Annotated in this window: 13 protein-coding genes; 5 read left to right on the top strand and 8 right to left on the bottom strand. The window is 44.2% G+C overall.

The annotated features are described in order from the left end of the window. Positions 1 to 39: 39 nt before the first annotated feature. From EP181_RS05095 to EP181_RS05075, 5 genes are all read right to left on the bottom strand, one after another. A complete protein-coding gene (locus tag EP181_RS05095) occupies positions 40 to 600 on the bottom strand; it encodes a DUF2058 domain-containing protein (RefSeq protein WP_127470698.1) in 561 nt (186 codons plus the stop codon). A gap of 90 nt (positions 601 to 690) precedes the next feature. Next, a complete protein-coding gene (locus tag EP181_RS05090; protein WP_127470697.1) occupies positions 691 to 1,329 on the bottom strand; it encodes an ABC-type transport auxiliary lipoprotein family protein in 639 nt (212 codons plus the stop codon). 1 nt (position 1,330) lies between these two features. Beyond that, positions 1,331 to 2,269 (bottom strand): MlaD family protein, encoded by a 939-nt coding sequence (locus EP181_RS05085; RefSeq protein ID WP_127470696.1) that lies wholly within the window; start codon positions 2,267 to 2,269, stop codon positions 1,331 to 1,333. Between the two features lie 51 nt (positions 2,270 to 2,320). Then, a complete protein-coding gene (locus tag EP181_RS05080; protein WP_127470695.1) occupies positions 2,321 to 3,106 on the bottom strand; it encodes an ABC transporter ATP-binding protein in 786 nt (261 codons plus the stop codon). Between the two features lies 1 nt (position 3,107). Continuing rightward, positions 3,108 to 4,235 carry an MlaE family ABC transporter permease gene (locus tag EP181_RS05075; protein WP_127470694.1) on the bottom strand — a complete coding sequence of 376 codons (1,128 nt, stop codon included), beginning with the start codon at positions 4,233 to 4,235 and terminating at the stop codon, positions 3,108 to 3,110. A gap of 594 nt (positions 4,236 to 4,829) precedes the next feature. Between EP181_RS05075 and EP181_RS05070 the strand changes: the two genes are divergently transcribed. The 5 genes from EP181_RS05070 (at position 4,830) to EP181_RS05050 (ending at position 10,427) form a co-directional block, all read left to right on the top strand. Beyond that, positions 4,830 to 6,791 carry a glycoside hydrolase family 17 protein gene (locus EP181_RS05070; protein ID WP_127470693.1) on the top strand — a complete coding sequence of 654 codons (1,962 nt, stop codon included), beginning with the start codon at positions 4,830 to 4,832 and terminating at the stop codon, positions 6,789 to 6,791. 103 nt (positions 6,792 to 6,894) lie between these two features. Continuing rightward, positions 6,895 to 7,734, top strand: a complete 840-nt coding sequence (locus tag EP181_RS05065; RefSeq protein WP_127470692.1) for a cobalamin-binding protein — start codon at positions 6,895 to 6,897, stop codon at positions 7,732 to 7,734. Positions 7,735 to 7,824: 90 nt separating this feature from the next. After that, positions 7,825 to 8,769 (top strand): ribosome biogenesis GTPase YlqF, encoded by a 945-nt coding sequence (gene ylqF, locus EP181_RS05060; protein WP_127470691.1) that lies wholly within the window; start codon positions 7,825 to 7,827, stop codon positions 8,767 to 8,769. Between the two features lie 259 nt (positions 8,770 to 9,028). Next, positions 9,029 to 9,721: a phosphoribosyltransferase gene (locus tag EP181_RS05055; RefSeq protein WP_127470690.1), complete on the top strand. Its 693-nt coding sequence runs from the start codon at positions 9,029 to 9,031 to the stop codon at positions 9,719 to 9,721. A gap of 13 nt (positions 9,722 to 9,734) precedes the next feature. Continuing rightward, positions 9,735 to 10,427 carry a dienelactone hydrolase family protein gene (locus EP181_RS05050; protein ID WP_127470689.1) on the top strand — a complete coding sequence of 231 codons (693 nt, stop codon included), beginning with the start codon at positions 9,735 to 9,737 and terminating at the stop codon, positions 10,425 to 10,427. 37 nt (positions 10,428 to 10,464) lie between these two features. Here EP181_RS05050 and EP181_RS05045 read toward each other — a convergent pair whose 3' ends face one another. From EP181_RS05045 to EP181_RS05040, 3 genes are read right to left on the bottom strand one after another with little or no spacing between them, the layout of a single operon-like run. After that, the gene (locus EP181_RS05045) at positions 10,465 to 11,136 is read right to left on the bottom strand and encodes a PilZ domain-containing protein (protein ID WP_232023531.1); all 672 of its coding nucleotides are present in this window, start codon (positions 11,134 to 11,136) and stop codon (positions 10,465 to 10,467) included. Next, on the bottom strand, positions 11,109 to 11,312 hold the full coding sequence (locus tag EP181_RS12330) for a hypothetical protein (protein ID WP_232023530.1): 204 nt from the start codon (positions 11,310 to 11,312) through the stop codon (positions 11,109 to 11,111). Before EP181_RS12330 ends, EP181_RS05045 begins: the two co-directional genes overlap by 28 nt. A gap of 31 nt (positions 11,313 to 11,343) precedes the next feature. After that, on the bottom strand, positions 11,344 to 11,613 hold the full coding sequence (locus tag EP181_RS05040; RefSeq protein WP_127470688.1) for a hypothetical protein: 270 nt from the start codon (positions 11,611 to 11,613) through the stop codon (positions 11,344 to 11,346). Positions 11,614 to 11,649 lie beyond the last annotated feature (36 nt).

Genomic DNA, 11,649 nt, shown 5'->3' with positions numbered 1-11,649 from the left:
GCCTAATTGACGCGCTCAAGTAGGCTTTTTTACATTACCCTACCAAACCAAATCATCGGGTATTTTAAAACGCGCGTAATACTCCTGATCTTCTTGTGTTACACCTTGCAACTCACTTTCAGAATCTTTTGGTAAGGCAATCAGCACAGTTTCATCTCGGCTCTGCACTTTGTGCGCCGCTTCTTCAGATATTAAAACATATCCCTCGTCAAATTTAGCAATGCGCAGTTGACCTGCAATCAATTGTAGCCGTACCTTAGTGCTTACTTGTAATGTTTTAACACTTTGTGCATCGGCAAAACTGTACTGCAATTCACCTTCATAACGAGTTACACGATTGGATTCAATAATTTGTCGCAACTCAGCCGCTTGGGCTTTTTTAAGCTGCACTTGCTGACGCTCAAGATTAAGTTGACGATCACGCTCGGCTTTTTGCTGCTCAACTTGTGCCACCTGTTGTGCCGCTAAACTCAGGCTTGATTCAGCGCTTTTACCTTTACTTTGTTTCACCTGTTGATACTTTTGTTTTTTTATATTTTTGGCTTTTTGTGCATCCACTAAACCGGCTTTTTTAAGTTGATCAAATAAAGAACCCGCCATGACTTTACGCTCGCTTTTAAAATCGTTAAAACTTTTTACACATTAAAGAAGACCTTTGATAATAATTAATTTTCAAAGGCTTAAAGGTATTTAATTGGACTTAGGTTGCCAATCGCCTAACCACTTTGTTAACTGATACAACTGCTGCCCCACGGCAACATTAAATGCTTTGGCAGCACCCTGTGCGTTAAATTGGTCAAGGCCGTGCTGCGTGGTAAACGTTTGGCGCGCCAGCAAAGCATGTTGTGTTTGATCGTATACACTAAACCGCATTTTTATTGTTACCAGGCCTGGTGAGTTGGTTGCATCATGGTAAAACTCTAATAGTTCGCTGACCAATAAATGCTGCGCTACTACATCGGCACTCAGTGGAGCAAGAGTTTGGTACACGTTAGAGTGCTCTAATGTACTAAAAATGAGTTCATCTAAGCGGCGGCTGGGTTTTTCGCTCCACTGTGCATATTGATAAGTGCCGCGAGTATTGTCTTGCTTTGCAAACACTAAAAATTCGCGATTATCAAAACTGTTGCTTCGCACGGGTGCTAACACTAAAGCATATGGCAAAGGTGTTTGCCCAGTAAGCTTATCTGCCTTAGAAAATTCAGGGGAAAGTACAAATGTTGTGACGGGTTTATCACTGCCCGATATGCCACCCAAGACACTGCAACCATTTAATAAAGTGGCTGCACTCAAAACACTTAAAACCAATAATGTGGGTAAAAACTTCATCTTATTCTCCGGGTGCCGTAGCGGGTTTACCGGCCTCTAGCAATAACGCCCTTGGATTAGCGTAACGCTGTCCGGTAGTCGTGAGTGCATCGCTTACATCATGAACGTCGGTGGCCATCAGCTTTAACTGAAATTGAGCGCTCCGACTTAATGTTTGCAACTCAAGCGATAATGCGGTGGACTGTTGCTGAATCTCCATAAAACTGCTCGATACTTGTTGAAGTGTTGCCTGGCTTTGCACTCCCACTTGCGTAAATTTGGACTCTAAACGTTCCGTAGTATTTTTAAGGCTTATGGCGGTTTGATTAATTTGAGTGGCGGCGCGTTCAAAACTATTTAACGTACTGGCCAATGCGTCTTGTTGTTGCACTAACTGCCCAGAAAACGTGGCTGTATTGAGTAAAATTTGCGTTACTGCATCACGATTTTGATCATTAAGCATAAGATTGATTTTATCCAACATTTCCGAACTGCTTTGCACCACCTTAGTCGCGTCTGTGGCTACTTTTTCTAAATCAGAACTGCCTTCTTGAATTAAGGGATAGAGCTCACCGTCGGCCACATTGGTTAACAAAGGGCTTTGAACATCGGTATTATTAAGTTCTACCATGGCAATGCCGGTTATTAAATTGCGATTAATTACCGCCGTAGTGTCGCTGTGAACCGGCGTATTCGCATCGACTTTAATGTTAACTCTAACGGCTTCTTTAGATCCTTTTACAAACGTAAACTCGGTTACATCGCCCACTTTTACCCCGCGTAATTTAACGGCACTTTTGGCGTCCAAACCGTCCATAGACTGTTTATGAAAATAAATTGAATAATAGCGATATTCTGTTTTGTCAGTGCCGCCCATTAACCACACCACTGTACCAGCCAACAAAGCCAATAGTAACAGCACAATACCGCCTACAACAGCGTAACGCGCTTCATTTTCCATGTTAATTTCCTTTTATTACTTTGAAAGACCACGGTTTATTACGCCAAACGCTTAATGCTCTAAATCACTGCGCGAATTAAAATATTGCGTTAACCAAGGGTCAGATATGCGTCTGATGTCATCCACAGTGCCATCACCCAAGACCTTACCGGCCGACAACACAATCACTCGATCGACAATGCCCAACAAAGTATCTAAATCATGAGTGACTAAAAACACCGTTAAACCTAAGTTGTCAGCCAATGTTCGCACTAAGTCATCAAATGCCCGCGCCGAAATAGGATCAAGCCCCGAGGTAGGCTCATCTAAAAATAGTAATTCTGGATCAAGCGCCATGGCGCGCGCCAAAGCAACTCGTTTGCGCATGCCTCCCGACAATTCATTGGGCATTTTTTGCGCGGCTGACGCGGGTAAACCTACCAGCGCCAATTTTAAACGCGCCAACTGCAAACAATCCTCTTGACCGATTTGAGTATGCTCAAACAAGGGTGTAGCCACGTTGCGTTCCACACTTATGGAAGAAAACAGCGCTCCGTCTTGAAACAACATACCAAATCGTTGACGTAAGGCGCTAAGCTCTTGAGAATTGGCTTGCCAAATAGCTTGGTTAAACAAAGATACCGTGCCTTGAGTGGGTCTAAGCAATCCCACCATCTCGCGCAATAACACCGATTTACCCGTACCACTGCCACCAATTAACGCCACGACCTCGCCACGTTTTACCGTAAAACTCACACTCTCATGAACGGTATTTTTGCCAAAACGAGTTACTAATTGATTGACGTTAATTAACGTAAGTGCATCGTCGATGGATTGACTGTTATGAACTTCGTTCATCTTAAATTCCAAGCTTTACAAGCGTAATAGCAATAATTGCGTTAATTAAAATCACTGCCACAATGCTTTGTACCACGGTGGCGGTGGTGTTTAAGCCAATGCTGCGTGCGTCTTTAGCCACATTTAGCCCCATGTAACAGGCAATAACTGCAATAAAAATAGCAAACACTGGCGCTTTTAATAAACCGATGAGTAAGGTTTTCATCTCAAACACTTCGCTTAACCGATTAAGAAACACCACGGGGGTTATGTCTAACTGCTGAGCCGCCACTAACATACTGCCTAGCACACCCGCTATGTCACCTACAAACACCAATAATGGCAAAGCAATAAGCAGTGCCAAAATACGCGGTATCACTAACACGGCCATGGGCGACAATCCCAGTACGCTCATAGCATCAATTTCTTCGTACACTTTCATGGTACCCAATTGCGCGGTCATAGCGGCTCCGGAACGCCCTGCGACCAAAATCGCCACAATCACCGGGCTAAGTTCCCGGCACAAGGCCAAGACCGAGCCGTCGACCACAAAAATATTGGCACCATACTGTTTGGCTTGTAATCCTAGTAAATAACTAAACACAATGCCCAGTAAAAACATCATAGAAAACGCCAAAGGCAACGCGTATATAAGCACTTCTTCTACTTGATTGGTAAATTCTTTGGTTCTAAATCTATGGGGAGCGGCTATTAAACGCCCAAACTCAAGCGTTAAACTGCCAATAAAATACAGCATGCCTTTTAAGTCGTGTAACCGTTCAAGCGTCCAACGACCCAAACGATATAATGGGTAATGCTTTGGCTCTTCAAGAGTCATTTGGCTTTGTGGTAAATGAGTTTGCACCAAGTCTAAAATAGCTTGATGTTGCGGCCTAACATTTTTCCATTGCACGCAATCAAGCACGCTTGATGGACTGGATGAGCAAGACAAATTAGCCAAAACCCGCAATAACGCCCACGCGCCACTGGTGTCTAAACGTTCCAATTTAGCACCGTTCAGCTCAATGGGTGAGCTCAACGTTGGCCAAGTAATAGCGGTTATGGACGTTAAGTGCGCCAGCGTCCAATCACCGCTTAATACACAGCGCAACCCATGAGCGGTTTGCTCAAATTCAATGTGCGGCTGCATACAGCCCCATAGTTAACAAACCGTCACGCTCATGAACATCACTCATCTTAAAACCTCTACTATTTTGTGCACGATTTTACACAACCAAACTGCACGCATACTAATGTACTGACAGTGACTGTCAAGCAATTTTAAACCAACTTAAGACTCACTTAAGACCAAGATAGAGTGCCTGATAAATTACTCTACATTTTCCTACACATTTAATTTAAACCTTTGCACGAATGAATTGTCGGCTAAAAATTCTATTTTAAATGCACTTATTACTCTGAAACCGCGCGTGCTTTATATTTTTGCAATGGCTTTTTTGGTATTATCCGGCCTGGTTTTTAAGGCTCATTTTTTTTAAAAAGAACCCTTCGCATGGCACGCAAAAAACCCAAACTAATGCAGTTAGCGTTTGTGTCAATTAAAAAGCGGTCGCTATCGGTTATTACTGCACACTGTTTTGCTGATTGTCGTATAAAATAGCGCCTCTGCACGAGTGGGTGCGAAAGGTCTCTTTAAGACTTAATTTAAAACTAAATAAAATTGCTTTAATTTATCACCCATATTTAACACTCTTTTAACGTTTGTCATTTTAGGATTCGCACTGTGAAAAATTTTGTTAGCCTGCTGTTTGTGAGTATAGGACTGTTTTTAGTCTGGTTTTGGCTCGGCCAGCCCCACGCCGTGATTGAGGTAGAGCGACCAGGCAAAATGCAATCCATTTCATATGCACCGTTTGACAAACATCAATCACCTCTCAATGGCGATTTTGTTCTAACGCCTGGGCGCATTCAAACAGACCTGGCTTTATTGGCGCAAGACTTTGAAACCATACGAACTTATTCGGTTACTGGACTAGAAGAGATTCCACAAGTAGCACGTCAACATGGCCTCAAAGTCTATTTAGGAGCGTGGGTTAGTCGCGACCCCATTAACACCCAAACCGAATTGGACGCGTTAGTTACTCTAGCGCGTGCCAATCCCGATGTGGTGAAAGGTCTGGTCATTGGCAACGAAACCTTGTTACGTGGCGAAGTAACCGCCGAACAACTGATTGGCTACATTCGCCAAGTTAAACAACAACTGCCTGACCTGCCTATTACCTACGCCGATGTATGGGAATACTGGCTCAAAAACCCACAGCTGGCTCAAGAAGTTGACTTTGTCACCATTCATATTTTGCCTTATTGGGAAGATGACCCAATCAACGTCCATCATGCCATTGAACACTTGGCCAATGTTCGCCAAGAAGTTGAGCATATTTTAGGCAATAAGCCACTACTAATTGGCGAAACCGGATGGCCAAGTCAAGGGCGTTGGCGTGAAGAGGCTATTCCAAGCCGCGCTAATCAAGCGCAATTTATGCGTGAGTTTATTAACTTAGCCATTGAGAAAAACTGGAATTACAATTTAATAGAAGCGTTTGACCAACCTTGGAAACGCGCCAACGAAGGTACCGTTGGCGGTTACTGGGGCTTATGGGACGCAGACCGAAATAACAAAGACATTTTACACGGCGCGGTAACCAATCACCCTAATTGGTTACTATACGCCGGACTGAGCACCGTGCTATTTGCAGTGCTGTTACTTACTAACATAAAGCCCGTTAAACGCGCTCACCTTAGCACAGCCCAACAGATTGCCATCACCGCTTTTATGGGCATTATTGCGTTTTTATGGATTTACCAAGCGCAGGTATATTGGTTGGCGCAACGCAATATATTTGAATGGCTTGGCGCTGGTTTTGTCTTGTTTGTGGCGGGGGTTTTAAGCATTCATGCCCTGCAAAAACTGATAAGCCGTAGCCCTTCTACCTCATTAGACTTAAGCACATTTTTAATTCAAGTTAAACCCCAAGCTTCGTGGACGTTTGTAACATCCGCAAGCCTAATGACTATTTTAGCCCTGCTGATTTTAATTACATCGGTATTAGGTTTTGTATTTGACGGACGTTATGGCAACTTTAATAACGCCTCGGTAGCTTTATTGGTGGGCAGTTTAGCGGTGTTATATTGGCCTACTCGAACTTACGCCATCAAGCACGCACAATTAGGATTAGAAGCCAGTTTAAGCGTTCTCATTATTATCAGCCTAGGCATCGTGCTGTGGATTGAAACGCTAACCAACTGGCAAGCAAATCAATGGGTGGTTTGGATGGCGCTACTGGCTTGGCTACTGTTGCCCGCCTTACGCAGTGTAAAGCTAAGCATTGTTATAAAACCTTGGTTCATCATGGCCTTAGTATTAGGACTTTGGTGGTTAGTGCGCGTGTATTTATTGCAAAACCAGGCATTAACCCTTAGTTGTCAAACCGGTGCAGAAGGACTGCTGTGCGATCTTTCAAGTCAACTTGGTTTGGCCATACACCACAGAGTATTAGGCTGGGTTGCCTTAGCATTTGCTGTGTTTGCACTGTGGCGTGCATCGCAATGGCCGGCTTTAGTTGCTTTGGCCGTAAGTTTAGGCGCATTGGCCTTGTACAACAGTCAACTGGGTTCTATCGCTTTTGTTATAGCATTATTAGCCTGGTATCGCGTCAACGCTCAACCGTCACTGGCCAAGGCGTAAGCCATTGTTGGCTCGGTTATTTGACCCATTGTTTGGCAACATCCTAAGAGACAAATTACTTTTAAAAACTAGGCAATCACTCGTTTTGGCAGTTTTTGGCATCATGGGGTGGTTGCTTTTGCCAATGCACCAGGCCTGGTCAAACCCTGTTCAAACAACTCAAAGTCCCACGCGCATTATCAGTTTAGCCCCTCATATTACCGAGCTGTTGTTCTCGGCGGGTGCGGGGCATCTTTTAGTGGGTGCAGTGGATTATTCAGACTATCCGCCAGCGGCCAAAGCCGTGACCAATATAGGGCGCTATGATGCCATTAATCTTGAAAAAATCATTCAACTCCAGCCCGATCTTATTTTGGCCTGGGACGCAGGCAACCGGCCTAAAGACCTCGAACGTTTAGAGCAACTGGGCTTTAAAGTCCACACCAGCACGCTTAAAAACCTAAATGATATTCCTAAAGAAATCAAGGTACTTGGAAAACTTATCAATACAAATTCTATTAGCGAACCTACTGCACAACGTCTAGAAACAATCCTGCAACAACACGCCTTGCGTAATAAGCACCAACTCAAACTGACTGTATTTTATCAAATATGGAATGAGCCACTCATGACCATTAATCAAAGCCAATTTATCGGTCAAATTATCACCTTGTGCGGCGCGCATAATAGCTTTGCCGACTTGCCCACCCTCACCCCAACGGTCAGCATTGAAAGCGTGATTGCCCGCAATCCCAACGTTATTTTATTGGGCGGTCAAAGCGAAGTGCAGGCTAATTGGCTTAAAGCCTGGCAACAATGGCCCACCTTAGACGCCGTTGCCCATCATCGCATTCACCTTATGCACTCGGACACGTATCAACGCCCCACGGCCCGCTTAATTGACGGAATTGAAGACTTTTGCAACGTACTCTACTCAAAAGCACCTTTATTAAACCCAAATTGAATAAAGACATCCTCAAGCCACTAAAACGCTTAAAACGTTACACACCTTTACACGCTATAATCATTTTTTTAAAACGAGTTGAGAACAACAATGAGCATTCAATGGTATCCCGGACACATGCACAAAGCCCAAAAAGAGGTGCGTGAGATTTTTAACCAAGTGGATGTATTTATTGAAGTGTTAGACGCGCGCTTGCCGTTTAGCAGTGAAAACCCAATGATTGCACAAATTCGTCAAGACAAACCCACTATTAAAATTTTAAATAAAACGGACTTAGCCGATCCATTAGTTACCGAAGCTTGGCAGGCCTATTTTGAAACTCAATTTAATGTTAAAACGCTGGCTTTTAATGCTCAACAAGGCGATAAGCGTGAGCAAATGATTAGCCTAATCAAAAAAATGGTTCCGCAAAAAGGCGACAGCACACGGGTTATCCAAGCCTTAATCATTGGCATTCCCAACGTAGGAAAATCCACCTTAATCAATAACATCATGGGGCGCACCATTGCCAAAACTGGCAACGAACCCGCCGTGACCAAAAACCAACAGCGAATCAAACTCGAAGAACACATTACCTTAATTGACACGCCCGGCATGCTTTGGCCAAACATTGAAAACCCCAACAGTGGCTATCGCTTGGCGATAAGCGGTGGCATTAAAGAAACTGCTTTTGAGTTACCTGACGTGGCCAGTTACGCCGCCGAATATTTATTAAAAACGTATCCGCAACACTTAAAAACCCGTTTTGAACTAACCGAAATACCGCGTACCGACATGGAATTGCTTGACGTTATTGGCCGAAAGCGCGGATGTTTACGCGGCGGAGGCATGGTTGATTTAGACAAAGTATCACGCATTTTGGTGGTTGAATACCGTGACCATCTCATTGGCGACATCAGCCTTGAAACCCCCGAAATGATGCACGCCGAACGTTTAGAAGTTGAGCGTCTCAACGAGCTCAAAGAACTTAAACGCCTGGCCAAAGAAGAAGACAAACAACGCCGTCGCACCCGTCACAAACGCAATCAAAAATAGTATTTAGAAACCTTTACACGACTAATATAAAAAAGACATTACCAGGCCTGGTCACATTATTTCGACCGTTTTAAACGCACCAGGCCTGGTCAATGCGCCCGCTCAATTGACCCCAAACAACTAAGCACGCATTAGTGCTGTTGCTCAATACTCAAACATTGACATGCCTACCGCTCTATTCTTAAGCTAAGACCGTTGACTGCGTTTATTACGCTGACCAATACCTAACCCAAAAAATAACTTAAGAAGAGTTTAAGCCATGCCCACGATTTCATGCCCAGAAGTGACGCTTCCTCTTTTAAATCGCACAGTAGCTGGACAAGCATTGGCTTGCAGACTGAGTGCCTATAAAAACCAGCCAAACACAGTGGTTTTGGCTTTACCGCGCGGAGGTGTCCCTGTCGCAATCGAAATCGCCAGCGCATTAGGTGCTTTACTGGATGTTATGGTGGTGCGAAAACTCGGCGCACCTGCTTTTCCAGAACTGGCACTGGGCGCTATTGCCAGCGGTAACATACGAGTGTTTAACCATGAAGTAATTCACACATACGGGATCACACCACAGCAAATTGAGATGATTGCACGCCATGAGCAAACCGAACTAGAACGCCGCGAACAATACTACCGCGCGCACAGACCTTTGCTCAACCTTAGTCAAAAAACCGTTATTTTGGTAGACGATGGCATTGCCACCGGAGCCAGCTTACAAGCCGCTATTGAAGCTTTACGTTTACAGAAACCCAAAAAAATTATCGTTGCGGTAGCCGTTGCTGCACAAGCCACTTTGCAAAAATTTACTCACATCGTCGATGAGGTTGTCTGTTTACACAGCAGTGAACACTTTTTATCGGTAAGTCAATGGTACGACGATTTTTCACCCGTGAGCGATGAACAAGTGATTCAATGCCTAAACGCATATTGGTGCAACGATTCTTTACAAGCACGCGCTTAACGAGAATACATCAATGTCAATTCATCACCATTCGTTGCTTATCGAAGCTGGCAAAGTACGTTTAGAAGGCACGCTTAACTTACCCAATCATACCTACAGTGACAGGCCCATTAATGGGTTAATCCTGTTTATTCACGGCAGTGGCAGCAGTCGTTTTAGCCCACGTAATCAGCTAGTTGCTCAAAGACTAAATCAAGCAGGATTGGCCACTATTTTGTTTGATTTATTAACCGAATCAGAAGGCAAACTCGACGAGGTAACTCAAGAATATCGTTTTAACATTTCACTGCTCACACAGCGCACAGTCGCGGTTATTGATTGGCTGCAAACCCACAGTCCTATTGACACCCTGCACCTTGGACTGTTTGGAGCCAGCACTGGCGCGGCAGCGGCTCTAAATGCAGCGCGATTACGCCCAAACGAGGTAGAGTGCGTGGTGTCACGCGGCGGTCGTCCTGATTTGGCTATGCTGTCACTGCCACAAGTTAAAGCGCCCACTTTATTGATGGTGGGCAGTTTAGACACTCAAATTTTGGCGCTTAATAAACGCGCTTTAACCGCGTTGCCTAATAATAAACACCATAAACTGAGCATTATAGAAGGTGCTAGTCACCTATTTGAAGAAGATAACACGCTAATGCAAGCCGCGAACGAAGCATGTGATTGGTTTTTACGCTATTTAAAGCCGTCTAAAGTGACAAAATAACCAATCAGTGAGTCAGCCAACCAGCCCATAAATAGAGTTATTTTTCATCTACCTGATTTAAATACGATTGTGCCATGCTTAAGGCCTCGTCGGCGTTTAAGCCTTGATGCATAAAATCGTAGGCCATTTGTTGCTCGGGGGTTAAAAAACGGCTTTCAAAGTCGGCAATTAAAGTTTTCCAGGCTTGCTTTTCAGTTGGTGAATCGGGAGTGTGAGCCAACAATTTAGCCAACATGGCTAAGGCTACCGACGTATCGCTCATGTGAGCGTAATACGCCTCAAATTGACCAAACACCTTATGCAACTCAGCACGGGGCTGCAGCATACTTTGATCGATTTGATTGTTTGGCAAAGAATTTAGTGCAACAGCCAATTCACGCAATAAAGTTTTTCCCCAGGCCTGGTTAGATTGCAATTGGCTTACAGCCAAATTAAGCGCCATACTGGCCTCTTGAAAATCAGCGTGATCCAAAGACAAAGCCGACCCATCTTCGATAAAATCAAACTCGTTTAACTGCGAACTTTGCATGGACAGTTGGGCGCTAAAGGCATCGGTCATTACAATGCGGTGATGCGCTAAAAGCTGTCCACTGGTGACTTGGGCAATGTGGCACCCACATAAAAAGCGTTCGCCCTCTTGTCGTTGGTGCACCACTTCAACACCTTCTAAGCAGTACTCCTCTAACGATTCAGAGTTTTTAACGCGCAAACTAATATGCTGGCCTGGTAAAAAAAGTCAGCTTCCTCTACCCAAAAACTAAGGCCGGTTAAATTAACGTCAAAGCCTTCAAACGGCGCAGAAAAGGCTTCATCTTGGTGGTCTGTTACCCAAAATGGCCGCGCAAAACGTGAGGACTCTCGTTGTTCTAACTCCATTTGAATCATGCTTTCTCCCAATCTAAAACCATCAACAGCACTATGAACGAGTGCCCGATTTAAACCCTAAAGCGATGCATTCGGCTTCGGGCATCCAACCTAAGCAACTGCGCACTTTAAGCGATTGATAATTACGCACAATGGGCATAACCGTCAAAATACCCCATATAATTTCATACCACTGCCAGCCAATCGCCGAAGGCTGTTTGGCCCACCACAAATTATTAACCCCAAAATGCTTGGTTTTAAAAACCAAATGAATGGCCAAACGCCAATATTTAAGCCCATATTGCAAACGTGTGCTTAGCATGCTTAATCCTTAATTTAGTAATATTTTTAGTGATAT

This window comes from Thiomicrorhabdus aquaedulcis (assembly GCF_004001325.1).
GTDB classification, from domain to species: Bacteria; Pseudomonadota; Gammaproteobacteria; order Thiomicrospirales; family Thiomicrospiraceae; genus Thiomicrorhabdus; species Thiomicrorhabdus aquaedulcis.
This window is presented reverse-complemented; position numbering and strand designations above follow the sequence as displayed.